The 22,133-nt window shown below is 36.2% G+C and carries 12 protein-coding genes; 2 read left to right on the top strand and 10 right to left on the bottom strand.

The window, feature by feature from the left end:
- Positions 1-11: 11 nt before the first annotated feature.
- Both ESV24_RS07270 and ESV24_RS07265 read left to right on the top strand, forming a co-directional pair.
- Positions 12-2,633, top strand: coding sequence for a hypothetical protein (locus tag ESV24_RS07270; RefSeq protein ID WP_146743146.1), 2,622 nt, complete (start codon positions 12-14; stop codon positions 2,631-2,633).
- Positions 2,634-2,882: 249 nt separating this feature from the next.
- Positions 2,883-4,232 (top strand): contractile injection system tape measure protein, encoded by a 1,350-nt coding sequence (locus ESV24_RS07265; RefSeq protein ID WP_111815720.1) that lies wholly within the window; start codon positions 2,883-2,885, stop codon positions 4,230-4,232.
- 52 nt (positions 4,233-4,284) lie between these two features.
- Here the strand turns inward: ESV24_RS07265 and ESV24_RS07260 are convergent, their stop codons facing one another.
- From ESV24_RS07260 to tilS, 10 genes are all read right to left on the bottom strand, one after another.
- Entirely contained in the window at positions 4,285-5,409 is a 1,125-nt protein-coding gene (locus ESV24_RS07260) for a DUF2891 domain-containing protein (protein ID WP_111815719.1), read from the bottom strand.
- Between the two features lie 99 nt (positions 5,410-5,508).
- Complete coding sequence (locus ESV24_RS07255; RefSeq protein ID WP_111815718.1) at positions 5,509-8,376, bottom strand: M16 family metallopeptidase; 2,868 nt, start codon at positions 8,374-8,376, stop codon at positions 5,509-5,511.
- A 99-nt stretch (positions 8,377-8,475) separates the two neighbouring features.
- Positions 8,476-10,017 (bottom strand): YifB family Mg chelatase-like AAA ATPase, encoded by a 1,542-nt coding sequence (locus tag ESV24_RS07250; RefSeq protein ID WP_111815717.1) that lies wholly within the window; start codon positions 10,015-10,017, stop codon positions 8,476-8,478.
- Between the two features lie 83 nt (positions 10,018-10,100).
- Positions 10,101-13,967, bottom strand: coding sequence for a fibronectin type III domain-containing protein (locus ESV24_RS07245; RefSeq protein WP_111815716.1), 3,867 nt, complete (start codon positions 13,965-13,967; stop codon positions 10,101-10,103).
- A gap of 175 nt (positions 13,968-14,142) precedes the next feature.
- The gene (pgi, locus tag ESV24_RS07240; RefSeq protein WP_111815818.1) at positions 14,143-15,717 is read right to left on the bottom strand and encodes a glucose-6-phosphate isomerase; all 1,575 of its coding nucleotides are present in this window, start codon (positions 15,715-15,717) and stop codon (positions 14,143-14,145) included.
- 28 nt (positions 15,718-15,745) lie between these two features.
- Positions 15,746-16,603, bottom strand: coding sequence for an N-acetylglucosamine kinase (locus tag ESV24_RS07235; protein WP_111815715.1), 858 nt, complete (start codon positions 16,601-16,603; stop codon positions 15,746-15,748).
- 3 nt (positions 16,604-16,606) lie between these two features.
- Positions 16,607-17,602 carry a type I glyceraldehyde-3-phosphate dehydrogenase gene (gene gap / locus ESV24_RS07230; protein ID WP_111815714.1) on the bottom strand — a complete coding sequence of 332 codons (996 nt, stop codon included), beginning with the start codon at positions 17,600-17,602 and terminating at the stop codon, positions 16,607-16,609.
- A gap of 127 nt (positions 17,603-17,729) precedes the next feature.
- On the bottom strand, positions 17,730-18,713 hold the full coding sequence (pfkA, locus tag ESV24_RS07225; protein WP_111815713.1) for a 6-phosphofructokinase: 984 nt from the start codon (positions 18,711-18,713) through the stop codon (positions 17,730-17,732).
- A 243-nt stretch (positions 18,714-18,956) separates the two neighbouring features.
- A complete protein-coding gene (locus ESV24_RS07220) occupies positions 18,957-20,801 on the bottom strand; it encodes a CocE/NonD family hydrolase (protein WP_111815712.1) in 1,845 nt (614 codons plus the stop codon).
- Positions 20,802-20,810: 9 nt separating this feature from the next.
- Positions 20,811-22,127: a tRNA lysidine(34) synthetase TilS gene (gene tilS / locus ESV24_RS07215; RefSeq protein WP_111815711.1), complete on the bottom strand. Its 1,317-nt coding sequence runs from the start codon at positions 22,125-22,127 to the stop codon at positions 20,811-20,813.
- Between the last annotated feature and the right edge of the window lie 6 nt (positions 22,128-22,133).

The raw sequence follows: 22,133 nt of genomic DNA, 5'->3' as shown, positions 1-22,133 counted from the left end.
ATACCAAAGTTATGAGCACTAAATTAATGGAGATTACTCCACAGTACCGCTCCTTCGTGGACGATCAAGTACTGACCTCCGGGCAGCTGAACGAATTTATTGAATATTTTGAAGACCAAGATCGACTGACGCGTGTATGCCTTGTGGGCGTTGGTGTAGCTTGCGGGTTTAAGGTTTCAGTGAATAATCAAAATTCGTTGATAACGATTACGCAGGGTTGTGGCATTACAACCGATGGCGATCTGCTGAAACTTCAGAAAAGCATTAAAGATTCTTCCGATACTTCCATTGTTTTGGAAAGCATAAAGTATTCACATTTTCACGATTTTGATGATGATAAAGCGAAGTACAAACACTTCAAAAACGGAAGTGCCACCATTGATCTTTGGGAATTAATTCCGCAGGAAAAAGTTGATTTGGAAGCTGGTCATCTTCCCATTAATTCACAATTGCTCAATGAAAAAGTTGTCGTTCTTTATTTGGAATGTTACCCAAAAGAAGCAGATATATGCACAACCACAAACTGCGATAATCAAGGTCAGCCAAATATTCAAAATTTAAGGGTTTTGCTGATTGACAAAGACGATGTTGAAAATCTGGTCAATCCCAAAGATGGAATTTATACGAAACACAATGTTTACGAAGCATTTACAAATCTTCCACAAACTGCTGTTCCGAAGGTAATTTTGAATGGGAATAATACAAATTCCTATACCAAATTGTCTGCGGCATATAAATCTGCCATCACTTCCTCAAAGAACAATTTACATTCCGCGTTTACAGAATTGTTTCAAGCTTTTTCTGAAATACTCGGCATTTTGGACGGCACTTCAAACACAATGTTGAACCAGATCAACAATTTGGATGATTTCAACACAAATGAAAAGGTTCAATATCGCTATGATTTGGTAAAGGATTTAAGTGATACTTATAATGAATTGGCCAATATCCTTTTGAAATTGAAAACTGAATGTTGCCCAAATATTGAAGCATTTCCAAAACATTTATTACTGGGCGCACTTTCTTCCGAAGAAATTTATCCAGAACTACGTCACGATTTTTACCATTCGCCAACAAATAATGAATACGCCAAACACCTTAAAATGGCAAAAAGTTTGGTTCAGCGTTTGGTTTTGGTTTTGGACAATTTCAACCTTTCTAATGAAAATCAAATAGATATCACTCCTTCAAAAACATGTGGAAATTTAGGCGAAAAAGCCATCCCAGTTTATTACGAAGTTGACAATGAAATGCTCACCGCTTGGGATTTCAATAAAACTGAAAACTATAAACAACGTTTTAATGTAAGCTACCACAAAGAAAACCTAGCGCCGAATAGTTGGGTGCAAAATCCATTGAATTTTGAATTGGATTGCAATGATTTTTACAGAATTGAAGGACATTTCGGGCATCCCGCGCAGGACAGCCGCAATGTAATAAATAGTTCAAAAAATGACCACGGATTGGATTTTGACTGTTTGCTTTTTGATCTTCAAAAAGACCAACAAGCGTTTACTACCTTTTTAAAAGAAAATCCTTCAATAAGCCATAAAGGGGGTGTTGAAAAAGGTGGAACTTTTGTTTTAGTTTCTGAAAGGGAAAATGTTGTGGCGGATTTTTGTATTTCGAATAAAATCAGCGCTTCTTCCGATGGTTGCTGTTCGTTGATGGAATGCACCTATCCTTGGATTAGTTCATTAAAATATATGAACAATCTTTCCCGCAGCCTAAAAGGAACGCAAAGCCGAAGGAGTGCAATGCCGAAAAACTACATTCTTCAAATTATTGAATACAGAATAAATGGCGAACCGCTTATAAATACAACTACAACGATAACTATTCCTTTAGAGCAAATTTTCCTCCGAAGAATTCATGCAGTTACAGAAGCGCTCAACAAAAAATTTGACAAAGGAGTTGTTTTCGATTTTAATGAAAGCCAAAAACGTTTGGTTGTTACACGTGCTAAAGAAGATACATTTACTATTCGTTTGCGCGAGATTTCACAGGCAAATAATAATGCAACCTATACGTATAGTAACAGTGGAATGTTCAGAAATAATAAAATTTTCCGCCCAGATGCAATGCGATGCCGTGATTTGAAAAGCTATCGGGAAGCATTCTATCAAAAATTACACGCTCAGATTGCGCCCGTCAATAAAGACGATGATTATGGAACTTTTGATGAGAAATGGGCAAAATGGAGTTACTTGACTCAACGGTTAGTAAATAATTCCGTTCTTCGTCAAGCTGGTTTAACAAGGATGATATCCGAATTTGCCCAACTGCCGCCGGAAATACGAACCTTGGTCCAAACAATAAAAAGAGATTTCCAAGTTGCAGGAACTGGCGTAAACCTTCAATTCCGTTTGGATGGTGATTGGGTCAATGGCACTTGGGTGAACAAATTTATGCTGGATCATCACAGAGCCAACAAGAAAAATACCCACGATGACATTGTCTTGTTTGTGAATTTGAGAAAATTTCTTCACAATGAAACTGGCGTTACTAAGCTTTCAATTTACATTCCAAATTTTGATTATTCCCAAGTTTTGGATGCCGCAATTGCTAAACATAAAACCGTAGCCGATTTCTATTTTGGAACGCCAACAGGAGAAAATGCAATGAAATTATGACAAAATTTACTGAAATAAGCGCAATAAAAGAAGGGTATCAGTCGGTAAAATTGTACAATCCGAATGATACCCCTATGGGTTAAAACACTAAAGAACTAGCACTACAAGTAAGACTAAAGATCAACGATAGTAAACCTAACGAGAGAACTAAAATACAAACTATAAAAGAACTTGAACTAAAATATACACAACCCAGTAATTCATCTCTGAATCGAGGAATAAATATAAGCCTAAAAAACTAAATAGCAAATGATTACGCAAAAAAATATCATAAAAAAAGTACACATTGTGGTTAATGCTCCTTCGCTTGCAAATGGTATGCAACTAAAAGATGAGTTAGCTACTTTTTTTAATAATGAGGTCTTTACGGAAATGGATCGGTATTTCAATTCAATTCAAAAAAATGAGACAGAAATTATTCGGTTTGATACTATTTCGTTGGAAATTTCTATCGAAGAAAAAGATTCTTTGAATAATATAAAAGCACTTATAATTAGAGACCTGAAAAGCAAAATTAAGAACGAAACGAATTCAATAAAAGCATCAGAAAATTTTAAAATAACAAGTCCTGCGCAAAACGAAACTGAAGCCTTTTTTTATTTTTTAGAAAACGGCATATTACCTTGGTGGTTTGAACAAAAGCCAAAAATTTTGGATGAGTTGTTCATAAACATCACACATGAAGTTGAAGCTTTAAAGAAGTTAAAAGCTCTTCTTTCAAAAGCCGAGATTCGCAAAAGATTTATTTCTCAGTTCAATGAAAATCAAATGTTTAAAATAATTAACTCGTTCTTAAATATTCCAAAAACAGGAAGTTTTGAAACTAAGCTTCCACTAAAGTCTAGACCCCTATTTTGGGAAGCGGTGCTGCTTTATTCAATTCATAAGAACGAGGATGAAATTGGAAATATTTTTCAATACATTCCTCTTAAAGAAGCTTCTAAATTATTGCAAATCTTGAAGGAAAACTTTGGGTTGAAAATACTTTCCGATGCAAAAAGTATTCAAAATAAAAGTACGGAAAATGAAACTTTCCTTAAAACTGAAAAACCACAAAAAGAAATAGAAAATAGCACTTCCGAAATAGAAATTGAAACTGATAAAGAAGGAATATTGATACAAAATGCGGGATTGATTTTACTGCATCCATTCCTGAAAATGTTTTTTGAAAAAATGGATTTACTATCAGAAAACACTATTAAACCTGAAAAAAAGGACGAAGACGTTCACTTGCTCCATTATTTGGCAACCGGTAGAGAAAAGGCTTATGAATATGAACTTATTTTTGAGAAATTTCTTTGTAATATTCCCTTTGACCAAACAGTAGATCGCCACATTTTTTTAACTAAAGAGCAAAAGATGTCTTGCGAGATATTGCTAGAAGCAGTGATGGGCCATTGGACGGCTCTTAAAAGTAATTCCACTGAAATACTTCAAAATGAATTTCTTCAAAGAGAAGGAAAGCTCCTAATTTCTGGGGGAAAACAACAGCTTTTTATACAACGAAAAACACAGGATATCCTTCTAGATAAGCTACCATGGAATGTGCATTTAATAAAAATTCCGTGGAAGAAGAAGATTATTTTTGTGGAATGGTAAAATCTAATAGAGCCAAAACGTGCGTTGTTGAAGGAAAACAGAACACACTAAATTATTTGCCATGTAACTCATTAAGCGCATAAATTGCAAAACTGCCCAACCAATGTCCGCCTTCGTAGCTATCGCCCACCAAATTTGGGTAAGAGTATGCTACGTGTTCATTCGCAAGGTTTTCAAGATGTTTGTATTTTGGGTATTGATTAGCCAAACCGTAAAAAACCCAAGCTCTGCTAAAATTAAGTCCGTCCAAATGAACAAGTTTTCCGTCGGTACGATCGCTTACTTCTCCTACTTTTAAATGATAAGTTTCTTCCGCGAGCTGCGGTAAAAATTTATCCATCCAGCTTATAAATTCTTCAGAAGAAAGAATACGCCGCATAATATTAATTTCTTCTAAACAGGGCGAAAGAAAATCATAACCGCTGGGTTCCCAAGTTATCGGGCAATTCTCGTCATTGAAATAAAAATCTCTTGCGCGTTTTTCAATTAGCTGCTTCAGTTCTACATCGCCAACAGCTTCGGCATAATCAAAAGCCAATGTGAGTCCGAAAGCCGTATTGGTATGCTCACCAACTCGGATTGGGTAATTCAGTTTTGGTAAAAATGCTTTATAACGAAGCGCGATAATATCGGCTAACGGTTTTAGATTTTGCTCCAATTCCTGCGCCATCGGGTCGTTCCAATTGTGAAGCTCTTCGGAAAGTTTTAAAAGCCATGCCCAGCCGTAAGTTCTTTCAAAAGATTTATTAATTGGCTTTTTAAAAAATGCCACTTCAGTTGCGACGTTTTCAGTAGTAATTTTTTGTGTGAGTAAATTGCGAACTTCATCTGCTTTGTCCATTTCAGGGAATTGCTTCAATAAACTAACCATAGACCAATAACCGTGCACTGCACTATGCCAGTCAAAACAACCGTAAAATATAGGATGGACAGCAATTGGCTCCACTAAATCTGCTTTGCTTTCTAAAGTTTCGCCAGGTTTGTAAGGATATTCAGTTGCCACACAATGTAAAGGAAGCTCTATAAGTTTATTGGCTTCGGCCAGCGTGAAAATTGGCTCAGGAAACTTTTGAACAGAAATTACCTCATTTTCGGTAGTTTCAGAAATTTCTGGTTGTTTGTTTTTACAGCTAAACAGAAGGGTTATAGAAAAGAAAAGCAGAAAAAATTTATTCATAACACTGAAAATTTCAAATAAAGATAAAATATAAAAACACGAATGCACGAATAAAAATAAATTCGTGCATTCGCGGCAAAATTATTTCAACAAAAGTTATTACAATTTTACATCTTCAAGTTTTACCTCTTCACCATTTTTATCAAGAAGTTTAACTTCATCAAAGCCCATCTTTTTAAATTGTGCAAATTGAGTAGCGGCATCGCCCACCACTAAGTAAGCCATTTTGGAAGCATCCAAATATTTATTGGCTAGCGCCTTGTGCTGCTCTAGCGTCATGTTACGTACTGTAGCTTCTTCACTTTCAATATAATTTGCTGGAAGATTATACTCGTTCATTTCCTGCAACATTCCCAAAAGTGAACCTTGTGTTTCAAAGCGTCGCGCGTTCGATTTTATAAGTGCGTTTTTAGTAAATTCGAGATCTTCTGGCGAAATACCTTCTTTGTATTTTGAAATTTCATCCTTAAAAATCTGTACAGATTCACCAGTTGTATTTGTTCTAACACTTGATGAAGCAGTAAATGTACCCGGAATCTTACTTCCGCTAAAATTGGTTCTTGCACCATAGGTGTATCCTTTTTCCTCACGCAAAATTAAATTTACATTTCCTGAAAAAGAACCTCCTAATTTATAGTTCATTACTTCTGTAGGGTAGAAATCCTTATCAGTTCTGGGCAAACCAATATAACCAATATTAATAACAGATTGTTTTGCGTTCGGAATGTCCACGAAGTAAAGTGAAGTCTTATCGCGATTGTTTGCTACCGGATATTCAGGAATGGTAACTTGTTTTGGAGCCCAACGTTCTTCTAAACCTTTTAAATCTTTTAAAACAGCTTCTTTTTCTATTTTTCCAACTACTTGGAAAGTACTTATAGAAGGCGAGAAGTTCTTGTTGTAATATGCCTTCAAATCATCCATCGTTATTGCCTTTACAGATTCCACAGTACCAACTGTTGGATAACTAAAAATATGTTTTTCACCGTAAAGGATTTTATTGTAAACACGATCTGCAACTATATTAGGATTTGCATCTGAACGTTCAATCTGGTTGATTGTTTTAGTCTTAATTCGGCCTAATTCTTCCTCGTCCCAACGAGGCTCCAGAAGGATTTCAGTAACTAGATCCATTGTTTTGTCGAAATTTCGGGTCAATGTATTTCCTCGAATTACGATAGATTCATCAGTTGTATACATATTTATGCTAGCTCCCAAAAGATCAATTGCTTCTTCCAACTGTTCTGGTGTTTTATTAGCGGTGCCTTCCATTAATATATCGCTCATCAAATTCGCAACACCATTCTTCTTCATATCATCCAATAAATGACCTCCCTCAATTACCAAACTAAAATTTACAGTAGGTATTTCATTTTGCTCAATACCGGAAACTTTTAGACCGTTTCCTAGACTTGCAGTCCATAATTCAGGAATTGACAATTCAGGAGCTGAACCTTGCACAGGTGGTTTAGAACGGTCAAATTTTGAAGGAGTTTTTACAATTTCAGAATTTGCTTCTTCAACGGTTTTACTTATGTTTTCTTTAATTTCTTCTTCAACAACATTTGCTTTTTCTGAATTTTCCGTAATAAGTTCCAGTTGTCCTTTAGGTACAAAACTGGTCATTACGTATGGTTTATCTTTTATATATTTATTGTAAACCCTAACAACATCTTCCTTCGTAACTTTTTTGATATTTTCTATATCTTCAGTTATAAAACCTGGATTACCAGTAAATACATTGTACCGTGCCAATTGGAAAGACTTGCCTAAAACACTACTAATTCCGTTGTAAAACTGGGTCTCGAGTCCTGCTTTAATTCTTTCAATGTCACGATCTGTAACGCCATCTTTTTCGAAAAGAGCAAAAGACTCAGAAATACCTTTTTCAACTTCATCCAAATCAACGCCGTTATTTGCAGTTATTGAAATTTGAAAATCGCCTGCTAATTCGTTAGAACTGTTATATGCTATTGTTCTTGCTGTGAGATCCTTTTCTTTTACCAGAACTTTGTATAAAGGTGCTTTTTTCCCTTGGGAAAGAATTTCGCCTAAAAAATCTAATGCGTACGCGTCATCGGTATATTGCTCAACCGTAGGCCAAACCATATTCAATTGTGGCGCGGTGGCAAAATTATCTTCGTGATAAAGTCTTTTGGTTTCAGAAATCGTTACGGGCTGCGGCTTTAAAGGCTCAACTTCTTGGCGACGTTTAATTTCACCAAAATATTTCTCAATCATTTTTTTCGCTTCAGCGGTGTCAAAATCTCCAGCTAAAACTAATGTGGCGTTATTGGGGCCGTAAAAGCGATCGTAAAACTCTTTTACGTCTTCCACGGTTGCATTTTGCAAATCTTCTAATTCACCAATTACTTGCCAATTGTAAGGGTGGCCTTCTGGATAAAGATTTTTGTCTATCACCCATCCCGTGTGCCCGTAAGGATTATTATCTACGCGCTGACGTTTTTCATTCTGAACCACTTCCTGTTGATTTTGAAAAGCAGCCTCAGTAACGGTATTTATCAAATAGCCCATACGGTCACTTTCCAACCACATTACCGTTTCCATTGCGTTATTCGGAACTATTTCATAATAGATTGTTCCATCTTTCCAAGTTCCACCATTCAGCGTTCCTCCCGCGTCTTGGATGGTTTTGAAAAATTGATCTTGCGGCACGTTTTCAGACTCTTGAAAAAGCATATGCTCAAATAAGTGAGCAAATCCAGTTCTACCGGTTTTTTCACGATTGGAACCTACACCGTACTGAATGGCGAGGGAAATAATTGGATCGCTCTTGTCTTGGTGAAGAATTACATCTAGGCCGTTTTCAAGCTCATACTTTTCGAAATCTACGGAAAGCTTTGCGCTATCTTCTGTAGTTGCTTCTTGTTTTGTTTTACATGAAAAAGCGATTAGCGAGACTAAAGCCAAGGCTAGAACGCTGGTTTTAAAGGTATATTTAAACATATTGAATTGATTTTTTAGAAAGTTTTAAAGATACTATGTGAAGTGGGGTTAAGTCTTAAAAATACGTTAAAACGATTCAAAATTATTGATGATGAAATTCTACCCAAACCATCCATCCCGATCCAAACTCCTATACTGTATAGCTTCAGAAATATGGTTGCCGTTTAATTCTTCGGAAGCTTCCAAGTCGGCAATAGTTCGGGCTACTTTTAAGATCCTATCATAAGCACGGGCAGAAAGATTCAAGCGTTCCATCGCGGTTTTTAAAAGTTGGAGCGAGGCTTCATCAAGTTTACAGAATTGACGGATTTGCTTCACACCCATTTGTGCGTTGTAATGCACTTTTTCAAATTCCGAAAAACGTTCCGACTGTATTTTTCTGGCATTGGTTACCCGTTCCCTAATTACAATACTGGATTCGCCACGGCGTTCATCACTCAGTTTTTCAAAAGGAACTGGCGTTACTTCTATGTGAATATCAATCCTGTCCAAAAGTGGTCCAGAAATTTTACTCAAATATCGCTGCATTTCCGCAGGAGAAGACATTACCGGCGCATTCGGATCGTTGAAATAACCACCCGGACTTGGGTTCATACTGGCCACTAGCATAAAGCTGGAAGGATATGTTACCGTAAACTTTGCTCGTGAAATTGTAACTTCGCGATCTTCCAAAGGTTGGCGTAACACTTCCAAAACGCCGCGCTTAAATTCGGGTAGTTCGTCCAAAAATAAAACCCCGTTATGTGCCAAACTTATCTCACCCGGTTGTGGATATTGTCCACCGCCGACCAAAGCAACGTCGCTAATAGTGTGATGCGGACTTCGAAACGGCCGCGAAGTCATTACTCCGCCTTTTTCCATTGTGCGTCCTGCAACGCTATGTATTTTTGTGGTTTCAAGACTTTCCTGCAACGTCATTGGCGGTAAAATACTCGGTAATCTTTTAGCGAGCATAGTTTTACCTGAACCTGGAGGACCGATCAAAATTATATTATGACCGCCAGCTGCGGCTATTTCCATGCAGCGTTTTATGGACTCCTGTCCCTTAACATCGGCAAAATCGAATTCCGGATGTTCTAAATGATTGTAGAATTCCGCTTCTATATCAACTATTGTCTGCTCTAACGGAACCCCTTTATTGAAAAAATCGATTACTTCTTTTATGTTTTCAATCCCGTAAACTTCAATGCCTTCAACGATAGCAGCTTCTTTTGCGTTTTGTTTCGGAAGAATAAATCCTTTAAAACCTTCCTCTTTTGCTTTAAGTGAAATTGGCAAAGCGCCACGAATGGGCTGAAGATTTCCGTCCAGCGAAAGTTCACCCATTATAATATATTCAGAAAGTGGATTTTTTTCTTCTATTTGTTCCGTGGCCACTAGAACGCCCATTGCCAAAGTAAGATCGTACGCAGAGCCTTCTTTCCGAAGATCAGCGGGTGACATATTGAGAATTAATTTTTTCCCGGGAATTTTATAGCCATTGTTTTGAAGTGCGGCGGCAATGCGGAAATTGCTCTCGCGAATAGCATTGTCCGGCAGACCAACAAGGTGGTAACCTATTCCACTATCCACATTTACTTCAACCGTAATTGTAGTTGCCTCTACGCCAAATACGGCGCTTCCATAGACTTTTGTAAGCATGATTTTTTCATTTTTACAACTGGGGAGAACGAGTTATGAAGGTACTAAAAATTTATGAAGCTTTCTATTCTCTGTATAAATTACTATTGTTTAACGACCTTAAGTATTTCAGTTTTATCATCAACTTCAACCTCTATAAAATAAATACCCGATTGTAAAATTGATAAGTCCAAAATAGCTTCTGTGTTTTTGATTTCATACGATAGAATCTTTTGCCCCATTATATTTAAAACAGAGGCCTTATAGATATTTGATTTACTTTTTAAATAAAGTGAATTTTTAACTGGATTGGGAAAGTAAACCAGTCCTGACTTATTAAAATTGTCCTGCCCTAAAGCTTCTTCATTTGTAAGTACAATATTATCGACAAATGCATTGTCTCCAATTTCGCCAAAATCTGCACCATATCTTCCTAAGTGCTGCATAGAAATATTGATTGAACCTCCAGCAAAAGCAGAAAGGTCAAGTTCAATATTTGTAAATCCATCAGAACTTGGCGTTGTGGCGTATGTATTATCTAAAATAATTTCACCATTTACCACTATTCTGAAAATTGATTCGTGGTCATTATTGATAAAATTTTGCTTTAGATCGAAACTCATTGTTAATTCAGCAATTGCACTTGCGTTTATCTGGTAGTTCAATTTACTGATTGCGCTTTGGTTACGCGTCCAGTTTTCTGTATCATCACCAGTTTCAATCCAAGCTTGGGCAGTTTGATGTCCACCCAGTTTTAATACATAATTTGAAGTATCAAAAATACGTGAGCATTGACTAAAGTCTGTTTCTTCCATAATAAGTTGTGCATTATTAGACTCAAAATCAAATACAATGGGATTGTTTTCCGGAACTATAATTGGATTTGGATAATATGATGCTACACTAAAACTATCTACGGAAACTACTGTGTTATCACTTGAGGTAAAATAAACTGCAAAAGAATAATCTCCTGAAACTACTGGCGTGAAGATTGTTTCAATGGGGAAATAGCCACCATTTCCATACTCAAAATCAGAAAAATAATTAAGTCGGTTAATCATCATTTCATGTGTATCACCTTTGCCTGTTTTCACAGTAAAACCTTGGAATGTATAATCAGTATCATCTTTCATTACCTTGAACGTAAATTTATATGTTGTTCCGGCTATCAATTGCAGCATAGGTGTAATGATTGATGTTTTTGCCGACTGCGGAATTGGATTTATAAAGAGATATTCATTATCACCGTCACCATGTTGATATGATGAAAGGGGCAAATTACTTGAAACCCAACTTCCCACAACTTTAAAACAATCAGGAAGAATATCTGGTCCAAAGACAGTCATATCGTCAAAATTCTCAATCCATGGTGCGGTTACCGGGGTACACGATGTTGTAAATTTCTTTGGTCCCATCCATTCACTAAAATTTCCATTTCCGCAATCTGATCTTATATAAAATTCATATGCAGTTTCTTCCGTAAGGTTATCAACCATTGTTGCAGTGTCATTTACAGTAATAGTGGTTCCAGTACCTTGCGTAAAACCTTCCAAACCATATTCCATTTCAAATGAGTTAGTAGTATTGAAATTATCCCATTCCACGAAAGCACTATTATTGGTAATTTCAGAAATTCTTACATCTAAAGGTTCAATACAGTTGGGCTTATCTTTGTAATAAACATCATCAAAAATAAAAAGTGAAAGCTCATATTCTTGATCGTGCAAAATCGCAATGTGATGATCATTTCCTGTATAACCCTCAAAATCTATCATAAATTCTTTGCCATAAATAGGTATTGATTGTCCCTCAATTGCAGTAAAAGGTGTGAAAGTATCAAAATCCAAAGGGTTGGACATTGTTCCAATAATAATACCGCTACGATTACCGGGAGCACCATCAAAATCGTTCTTCAACCAAATTTTCATTATCTTATTAGTGTCAAAATCAGAAAAATATGGAGAAACCAAAAATCCTGGATCTGGGGTCTGTGAAGAGCCATAATAATTTACAAATCCACCATTTGGTAAAGAAATGGGTCGTGAATACCATCCTTCGGGATTGATAACTCCAGAAACCTGTATATTAGATTGGGTCCAGCAAAAATCTGGAATGCCATTGGGCAAATTATTTAAACCTGCATCATATTGATCAAAGTCTTCATAAAATGGAGCTGTAAATGCACAAACAACTCTAAAGGAATAAGCTGTGCTCCAATTACTAAAATTGCCTAAATTATCGCAATTAGAACGTACATAATAATCATAACGTTCAAAAAGATCCAATCCGGAAATTTGAAAAGGATTAGTGGGCGCTGTTACAATTGTTCCACTTCCTTGTGTAAACCCTTGTGGTCCATATTCAATTTCCCAGGTTGGATTGGTTCCCGAAGGGTTATTATCCTGCCAAGAGAAAGTGACTGTGCCTTCCCCAGATTGGGTGGCAGCCAAATTAGTGGGAATAACGCACGAAATTTCTTCGTAACTAAAATCATCAAAATATAGAAGTTGGCGTTCGTTAACACTCGCTTGTTTTATACCTATATATTCATCTGTCAAATAATAATTGGACAGCTCAATTTCATAAAAACGCCAAGTTCCCTCATTTGTAGAAGCATCGGTAATAGTATAAAATGGAGTAAATGTGGTAGCATCATCAGAATCTGACAAACTTCCAATTATTACTTGTTCGGGATTTGCGTAAACACTAGGTTTACTTTTCATCCAAAAAGAAACTTTCTTAGTATTGTCAAGCCCTATCAATCTAGGGGAGACCAAAACAATTTGATCAGAAGTTGCATTCCCGTTTGGGTGGTTTGTTTCATTAAATAAATAGACGCAATTTGGTGTGCTAACCGGCGTAACCGTTCCCGGAGGAATATTATCTACAACTTTAATAAAATTAATTTCATCCCAATAGCTCGAACCAATTTCTGGCATAAGAGCCGTCCAGCAGCTTTCAATTACTCCTTCAGACTGACTGTCAAAATTTGCTAGATAAGCAGGTGAAAATCCTGCGCATTTTGTTTTAAAAATCTGTTTTGTGGACCATTCGCTATAAGCTCCTCCGCAATTTGCACGAATATAAAAATCATAATCCGTATCATCCATTAAATTAGTAATAGTAAATGGAGAAGAATTTGCTAAAGCTACTGTTCCCGAACCAGGAATAAAACCAGTTGGACCATATTCTATTTCCCAAGAAGAAGGATTTGAATTTACATAAGTTTCCCACTTAATATCTACCTCATTATAACGCACATCTGTTACCTCGGGATAATATGGTTCGGGACATGTTGGAATTTCTTCATATAAAAAATCATCTAAGTACATCTCACTTCCAAAATATTCATCGCCATGAATAATAGCTATATAAGAGTCGTTTTCAGAATAACCATTAAAATAAATAGTATGTTCTTTCCAAGGAGCATTGGGTCTTCCATCCACTATATGCTCACTCATATTAGGTGGTGCAAGAGTTTCAATTAATGTGAAAGTGCTGATATCTAATGGGTCGGTCATTGTACCAATATGCAGGCTCGCCATATTGTAATAGCCAGAAGGTGCAACCACACGGGATATCAATTTAAATTTTATCCTTTTTTGGGTATCTATATCAGCGATTTCAGGTGAAATGAGATACATATCATCCGGAGGATTGTTTAATTGATCATACAAATTTTTATAACGAACAAAATGGCTGCCAGAAGCCGGATAAATTGAATAGTCTGTTCCACCTCCACCAATTTGTATTATTTGCTGCGGAACTATATCAACATCAGTTCCAGTGGTAATTTTTGACCAACATTCTTCCAAAGTTCCACCGGAATCAAAAGAAGTTGTATATGGAGCTGTTTCTGGTACACAAACTAAATTATTTTTTGATTGTTGTGCTGATATTTTTATAAAAGAAAGAGTGAAAAAGGCAATTATAAAATATTTTTTTAACATAGCTGAAGTATTGTTTTTCATATATTTATAAGTTTTTAAAGCACAGAAATAAATGTTAAGCTTAGTTTTTATGTAGCTTCGGAATGTTTGAAAAATTGCTAATATATTGAATAATTTCTATTTGTTTACAAACTAATTTATTCAAGTAATGTAAACTGAATAAAAAAAATTGAAAAAGTGAATGGTGTTCATTTATTTATTTTTGGAAAAGAGAAACCTGCTTGATCAAATTTTTGGTTGAATCATTTTTCAAATTCGAAATATCATTATTTTCAATGGCATTTAGCGTGCCTTTTGCAACAGTTTTTCCCAGTTCTACGCCCCATTGATCGTAACTGAAAATATTCCAAATAATTCCTTGAACAAAAAGTTTGTGTTCGTATAAAGCGATAAGGCTGCCTAAATTTTTTGGAGTTAATTTTTTAATTAAAAGCGTATTGGTAGGTTTATAACCCTCGAATAATTTAAAAGCATTCTCTACGCTTTTGTTGTGTGTTCCTTCCCACAAAGCTTCAGTTTGCGCGAAAAAATTTGCGATTAAAATATTATGGTTCTCAACATTCCCGTGCAAAGACTCACTAAAACCAATAAAATCTGTTGGAATCAACTTCGTGCCTTGATGTAAAAGTTGAAAATAGGCATGCTGCGAATTGCTTCCCACATTTCCCCAAACTATTGTCCCGGTTTGGTACGCTATTTTTTCTCCGCTTCTATCAACACTTTTTCCGTTGCTTTCCATCACAGCTTGTTGGAGGTACGGAACCAATTTGTTCAAATATTGCGAATATGCAACAACCGCTTCACTTTCCGCTTTAAAAAAATTGTTGTACCAAATTGAAATTAAAGCAAGTACAACTGGAATATTATTTCCAAAATTTTCTTTTTTGAAATGATTATCCATCTCAAATGCGCCTTTCAGCATAGCTTCAAAATTATTGAAACCTACAGCACAGCAAATGGAAAGGCCAACGGAGCTCCAAAGCGAAAACCTGCCGCCAACCCAATTTTGCATTGGGAAAATATTTTCTTCAGAAATGCCAAAATCTTTTGCACCACCCTCGTTTACGGAAACAGCTACAAAATGATTTTTTATATCAGTTCTTAAAGCATATTTTAAAAACCAATCTTTTATTACTACAGCGTTTGCAATGGTTTCCTGCGTTGTGAAACTTTTTGACACAATAATGAAAAGTGTTGTTTCCGGATTCAGTTTATTTAGGATTTCCGTAACCGCATCGCCATCAATATTCGCTACAAAATGTATTTTTAAATGATTTTTATAAAACTGAAGTGCTTCCGTAACCATTTCCGGCCCTAAATGACTTCCGCCAATGCCTATATTTACAATGTCTGTAATCGCCTTTCCGGTAAAACCTTTATGATTTCCGTTGATTATTTCTTCGGAAAAAGACTTCATTTTTTGAAGTGTAGCTTTCACTTCAGCTTTCATAGTATCGAAATCACGCAGCGCGGTGTGAAGTACAGCTCTGTCTTCGGTCTCATTTATTTTATCTCCCGAAAATTGCTGGTTTATAGCTTCTTTCAGCTTTACTTCTTCAGCAAGTTTCAGTAAAAGTGAAATGGTTTCATCAGTTATTCTGTTCTTCGAATAATCTAAATAAAAATCTTGCCATTCAATCTTAAGGCGTTCAGCACGATCCCCATCTTCCGAAAAAAAATCTTGCAATTCACGCTCTTCTATTTCCTGAAAATGCTTTTCAAGCGCTTTCCAAGCTTCAGTTTTTGTAGGATTTATTTTAGGTAAAGACATTTTTAATTTCCGATTGATGATTTTAGATTTATGATTTTTGAATGCTGTTTTTATAATAATCAATTAGTCCATCAATTGGTCTTTGGACGATATTGCCAAGTTCAAGATTATGTTCTGCAAAACATTCTTTTATAATTTTTTCCGAAAAATGCGCGATGCTTCCAATAAAATGGACTGGAACTTCGCGGGCTTTTTCGTAACAAAGAATGCGACATTCAATAAAATTTGAAATGCCTTCTTTAATCAGCGCGTAAAAGTATGGGTTTATTTCTTGCTGTGTAAATATGAATTGCGCAAATGACGCCAAATATGCGTTGGGATTGGGTTTTTTGTAGAGATTCATTTTTATCTCGTCTGCTTCCAAATTAAAACGACTCTTAAATTCCGCAGCAATTTCTGCTGGCATTTGGTTGTAAAAATAATCGCGAATCAATCTTTTTCCGAAGTAATTTCCACTAGCCTCATCCATCAAAATATAACCTAGAGCGGGGATTGGAGCGTGAATCTCAGTGCCATCAAAATAGCAACTGTTGCTACCCGTTCCCAGAATACAAACTATTCCAGCTTCAGCGGTTACTGAAAAAACAGCGGCCGACAAATCTTCTGAAACGCTAACTTTTGCCTGTGGAAACAGTTCTTCCAAAACTTCTTTTAAAATACTTCGTGGCGTAATCGTGCCACAGCCGGCGCCATAAAAATCGAGGACTTCAATCTTTTCAAAAACATTTTTTAATTCTTCGTTTGAAGTAATGCGAAGCAACAATTCCTCTTTCGGGACTACTGTAGGATTTAACCCGGAAGTAGCGGTTTTAAAAACCACATTGCCGCTATTATCCAGCAATACCCAATCGCATTTTGTAGAACCGCCGTCGGTTATTAGGGTCATAATTTATAAAGTTGCAACGTGAGCGGCGAGATCTACAAGTTTTGCGGAATAGCCGTATTCGTTATCGTACCAAGCCACTAACTTAAAGAAATTATCATTAAGTGCAATGCCAGCGTTGGCATCAAAGGTACAAATGTGCGGGTCTGAAACGAAATCTTGTGAAACAACTTCATCTTCGGTATAGTTTACGATTCCGTGATATTCGTTTTCAGAAGCTCTTTTGAAAAGTGCTTTAATTTCTTCATAAGTAGCTGGTTTTTTAATGCGAACCGTTAAATCTACTACCGAAACATCTGTAGTTGGCACCCGAAAAGCCATTCCTGTGATTTTTCCTTTTAACTCTGGAATTACTTTCGTTACCGCAACGGCTGCGCCTGTGGTTGTTGGAATTATGTTGCTCAATGCACTTCTTCCCAAGCGATAATTTTTCTTTGAAGGCTGGTCTACAGTGGATTGTGTGGCCGTGACAGAATGTATTGTGGTCATTAAAGCTTCAACAATTCCGTATTCGTCATTTATTATTTTTGCCATTGGCGCTAGACAATTTGTGGTGCACGAAGCGTTTGAAATAATTGTATCGGTCGCTTTTACATCTTTGTGGTTTACACCCATCACAAACATTGGAGCCGTTTTTGAAGGTGCGGAAAGCACAACTTTTTTAGCTCCAGCTTTTAAATGTGCCGAAGCTGAATCAATGTCTTTAAAAATTCCGGTGCAATCTATAATAATGGTTGCGCCAACTTCATCCCACTTTAAATTTTCGGGATTTTTTTCTGAAGTAACTCGAATTTTAGTTCCATCAACCATTAAATTTCCGTTTTTCACTTCCACTTTTCCGGGATATTTTCCGTGAACAGAATCATATTTCAATAAGTAAGCAAGATGGTCCACATCTAACAAATCGTTTACTGCGACAATTTCAATATCTTTTCTAAGTGAAGCTATTCTGAAGGCTAAACGCCCTATTCGGCCAAAACCGTTAATTCCTATTTTTATCATTCCTTTTCTGTTAATCGTTATTTGTTAAATGTTAATCGTTTGCATCGCAGTTATAACTAATTCAATGATGTTATTGCTTAAACTTTTATTTTTCAACGGCCATCCGCCCTCTGTCATCAAGCATCCCTTAAATCGAAATGATATCTGCCACGCGAATTAAATCTTCGTCAATTTCATTGTTACCTTTTATCGCCTCTGAAAATGGAACTGAGGTAACTTTGTTGTGAATAATTCCAATCATAACATTTGTTTCCCCACGCAAAAGTGCATCTACTGCGCCAACGCCCAAACGGCTTGCAAGCACGCGATCGTAACAACTTGGCGAGCCGCCGCGCTGAATGTGCCCGAGTACTGTAACTTTTACTTCATATTCCTTTAAATTTTCTTCTATATATTTAGCCAGTCCAAAGATATTTTTTCCTATTTGATCTCCTTCGGAAACAACTACTATACTTGAAGTTTTTCCAGATTTTTTACTTCGGCTTAAAGATTCCAGCAAGCGTTCACGCCCCATATTCTGTTCGGGGATCAAAATTTCCTCTGCTCCAGCGCCAATACCTGCGTTCAACGCAATATCTCCCGCGTCGCGACCCATTACTTCAACCAAAAAAAGACGGTTGTGTGAATTTGCAGTATCACGAATTTTATCAATCGCTTCAACTACAGTATTTAATGCAGTGTCATACCCAATGGTATAATCTGTTCCGTTAATATCATTATCTATTGTACCGGGAAGACCAACAATTGGAAAATTAAATTCTTTTATAAAAACAGAAGCTCCTGCAAAAGTACCATCACCGCCAATAACCACTAAGGCATCTATGTTTTCATTTTGCAGATTGTTGAAAGCTTTTTTTCTTCCTTCCTCTGTCCTGAATTCCTCGGAACGGGAAGATTTCAGAAATGTACCGCCACGGTTGATTATATTTTTTACCGAACGCGCGTCAAGTTCCTTAAAATCACCCTCAATTAAACCTTCAAAACCACGATAAATCCCAACAGATTCCAAGTTATAATACGTACAAGCCCGAACAACGGCTCTTATTGCGGCGTTCATTCCTGGGGCATCTCCCCCACTTGTTAGAATGGCGATTTTCTTTGGTATTTTCATAATTGGAAAGTTACTATTATTGTTTTCAATTCAAAATGATTTTAATCACTAAAATATACGTGTAAGTACGTATAGTATAAATTGATTCCCTGCCTTATATTTGAATCATAGAATTAGTGGATAATGCACAAAGCAATATTTTTTGTGGGGATAGAAAATATTCTTAGTGCACTTTAAAGTTTACTAAGTTAGGTTTGTTAAGGAATCCCGACCATTGGTCGGGATTCTTTTTTTATAGCTATTTCAGTTTTTTAGTACTGTAAATTCTATTGAGGAATCATTATAAACTTTGTGCGTTTGCTTTTTGAAATCTTCCTCTTTGGCTTTAAATATATTTGGAATAAAGGTTTGTGGGTTTAAATCTATTAAAGGAAACCAAGTACTTTGCACTTGAATTTGAATTTTGTGTCCTTTTTTAAAAGTATGGTTTACATCTTGAAGGGTTATATTAACCGCTGTTTTTTCGTTCGGAATAAAAGGCTCGGGATTACTAAAACTATTTCTGAAACGTCCGCGCATTACTTCACTTCTTACCATCATAAAATAATTACTCATCTTTAAGTATTCCTGTGTTTCTGGATAATCTTCGGCATCGGGAGGAAAAACATCAATCACTTTTACAATCCAATCTGCATCTGTTCCAGTGGTTGAGACCATTAGTTTTGCAAGAATTGATCCCGTCATTGTAATATCTTCAGTCAAAACTGGAGTTTCAAAAACCAATACATCTGGACGGCGCGCGGCGAAACGTTGATCGTCCGTCATATATTTTCTAGGTGTGAAAACCATTTTTATATCTTCGGAATAAGGCACTGGCTTTTTAGGGTCGCTTACGAATTCTTCAAACGAACTGCTTTTTTCTTCTTTGTCATTCAAACGCTGGTTACTTTGAAGAAAAAACGCCTTCTTTTCGGTGTTTTGTGGTGGCCATTGCGTATAAGATTTCCATTGATTGGTTCCAGTTTCAAACATATACGCTTCTGGCAAAGTGGTATCTTCATTTCCATTTTCTTTTAAGAAACGGTTGAAAAATTTCGTTTCAACATCACGTTGATAATCGATTGAAATATTATCACCAAAATATATATTTCCAATAGCCTGCCTTTTAGTTGGGCGTGCCCAATCGCCGTGGCTCCAAGGGCCGAAAACAATAGTATTGTAATTTGTACTGTTCTTTTCTACTGCTTGATATGCGTTGAAAGGCCCATAAAGATCTTCGGCATCAAAAAGGCCACCTACAAACATTACGGCAGGTTTTATATCTTTTAAATGCTGAATAATTCCGCGCGATTGCCAGAATTCATCATAATTTGGATGGTCTTTTAATTGTTGCCAAAATACGTTATCTTCCTTATAATATGTATCAAGATTGCTCAACGGTCCAGCGTCTAAGAAAAATTGATATTGGTCTTTAGTTCCCAACTCAGGAAAATTAAACCACGGTTTATCTGTAGGTTCTGTTTTTTCGTGACCAAATAATGGTGTTATGCGCCAATAACTCAATAAATAAGCACCATTGTGATGAAAATCATCAAAAAAGAAATCGCCAATTGCCGCTTGTGGTGAAACAGCCTTTAATGCCGGATGCGAATCTAATAATGAATATGTTGCATAAAAACCTGGGTAGCTAATGCCCCAAGTTCCTACATTTCCGTTATTGTTGGCAATGTTTTTTATCATCCAATCAATACTATCATAAGTATCGCTGGCTTCGTCAAATTGGGTTCCCGTTTTATTCGGGATGTAAGCGCGCATATTATCATAAACGCCCTCACTCATCCAGCGACCACGCACATCTTGGTAAACTACAATATTACCTTCCTTCATTAAAAATTCATTGGGCGAAATTTTGGAACGAAATTGATCTTCGCCATAAGGTGCACAACTGTAGGGAGTTCTTTGAAAAAGTATTGGATACTTTTTTGAAGTATCTTTTGGCGAATAGATTACGGTAAAAAGTTTCACGCCATCACGCATCGTGATTGTGGTTTCGGTTTTATTATAATTTTCTTTTACAAAGTTTTCATCTTGCGCAAATGAAACGAAACTTATAAATAATATAATTGCTAATATCCTTAATGCTCTCATTTTTTAGTTTTAATTATTTTTTAAATATGATATTTTTAGTATTTCAGATGTATTTTCGGTTACTTTGAAACGGTCGTCCATTCGGTGACCGATTACCCAAACTACTTGATCGTCAATTAATAGTAGCCAGATTTTTTCTTTTTCGGTTAAAGGAATTTTTTCGTCTTTAAAGAATTTACTCAGCTTCTTTTTTCCTTTCATCCCGAAAGGTTGAAAACTATCGCCACTCCTCCACTTTCTCAGTTTTAAAGGAAATTTTAATTTTTCCGAAGCAATGTAAATTAAATTTTTTTCGGTTTCGCCAATGTATTTTGAAGTTTCTATTTTCAAATTAATTGGTGAAGTTATTCCCGTTTTTGGAACTAAAAATTCTTCGGAAATATTCTCATCTGAAATTTCTGTCAAAATTAATTCATCTCGATTCTTTAAAAGTTGATGTGTTTTTGAAAAAACCATTTTACCAGTTTGTGCATCTAGCAAATTTGAAACATCGTCCCATTCCGTAAAGCCGAAACCGTGCAATAATTCATAGAGCAAGGCATCTGTGTTGGGTAATTCTTTGAGTTTTTGTATGTTGATTTTATAAGAATTAGAACCTCCGGAAATAACAAGCTTGAAAACCAATCCCATATAATCATCAATGAGATTTTGTGAAGCTTGTAGGTTTTGCTGGGTTTTTTGAAAGTTTTTAAGAATAGATTCGTTGGTTTCCTTAAATTTCGGCAATACTTCTAACCGCAGTTTATTCCGAAGATAATCTGTCTTTTGGTTGCTGCTGTCTTCGCGCCATTTAAAATTATTTGTTTCAGCATATTGCAAAATTTCCTGTCTTGAAAATTTTAAAAGCGGTCTGATTATTTTGTTGTTTTCCTTCGGAATTCCTGTAAGTCCGTTCAATCCTGTACCTCGGGTAAGGTTTATGAAAAAGGTTTCCAAATCGTCATCCAAGTGATGGGCGGTCAATAAATAGTCGTATTTAAAATCCTTTAAAATTTCAGCAAACCAATTGTAGCGCAAGTCGCGTGCCGCCATTTGCGTTGAAATTTTATGTTCTTCGGCAAATTTTTTGGTATCAAAAGTTTCAGCAAAAACAGGGATTTCTAAGCTTTTTGCCAAACCGATTACAAACATTTCATCGCCATCGCTTTCTTTTCCGCGGAGCGAAAAATTGCAGTGCGCCAAAGCAATCTCGCATTCCAATTGCTTCATTAAATGAGTTAAAACAACGCTGTCCAGACCCCCGCTGCAAGCAATGAGTAGTTTTTCCCCAATTAAGAAAGGGAAATTTATTTTTATATTTTTTTCGAAGAGAGCTTGTAACTTCATTTTAAT

The sequence above is a fragment of the Aequorivita lipolytica genome (assembly GCF_007997135.1).
In the GTDB taxonomy this organism is placed as follows: Bacteria; Bacteroidota; Bacteroidia; order Flavobacteriales; family Flavobacteriaceae; genus Aequorivita; species Aequorivita lipolytica.
Note: the sequence above shows the minus strand (reverse complement) of the source record. Positions and strands in the feature narration are given on the sequence as shown.

Excerpts from the sequence above, each read along its gene's own strand:
- ESV24_RS07270 (WP_146743146.1), top strand. The coding sequence starts at position 12 with ATGAGCACTAAATTAATGGAGATTACTCCACAGTACCGCTCCTTCGTG.
- ESV24_RS07265 (WP_111815720.1), top strand. The coding sequence starts at position 2,883 with ATGATTACGCAAAAAAATATCATAAAAAAAGTACACATTGTGGTTAAT.
- ESV24_RS07260 (WP_111815719.1), bottom strand. The coding sequence starts at position 5,409 with ATGAATAAATTTTTTCTGCTTTTCTTTTCTATAACCCTTCTGTTTAGC.
- ESV24_RS07255 (WP_111815718.1), bottom strand. The coding sequence starts at position 8,376 with ATGTTTAAATATACCTTTAAAACCAGCGTTCTAGCCTTGGCTTTAGTC.
- ESV24_RS07250 (WP_111815717.1), bottom strand. The coding sequence starts at position 10,017 with ATGCTTACAAAAGTCTATGGAAGCGCCGTATTTGGCGTAGAGGCAACT.
- ESV24_RS07245 (WP_111815716.1), bottom strand. The coding sequence starts at position 13,967 with ATGAAAAACAATACTTCAGCTATGTTAAAAAAATATTTTATAATTGCC.
- pgi (WP_111815818.1), bottom strand. The coding sequence starts at position 15,717 with ATGTCTTTACCTAAAATAAATCCTACAAAAACTGAAGCTTGGAAAGCG.
- ESV24_RS07235 (WP_111815715.1), bottom strand. The coding sequence starts at position 16,603 with ATGACCCTAATAACCGACGGCGGTTCTACAAAATGCGATTGGGTATTG.
- gap (WP_111815714.1), bottom strand. The coding sequence starts at position 17,602 with ATGATAAAAATAGGAATTAACGGTTTTGGCCGAATAGGGCGTTTAGCC.
- pfkA (WP_111815713.1), bottom strand. The coding sequence starts at position 18,713 with ATGAAAATACCAAAGAAAATCGCCATTCTAACAAGTGGGGGAGATGCC.
- ESV24_RS07220 (WP_111815712.1), bottom strand. The coding sequence starts at position 20,801 with ATGAGAGCATTAAGGATATTAGCAATTATATTATTTATAAGTTTCGTT.
- tilS (WP_111815711.1), bottom strand. The coding sequence starts at position 22,127 with ATGAAGTTACAAGCTCTCTTCGAAAAAAATATAAAAATAAATTTCCCT.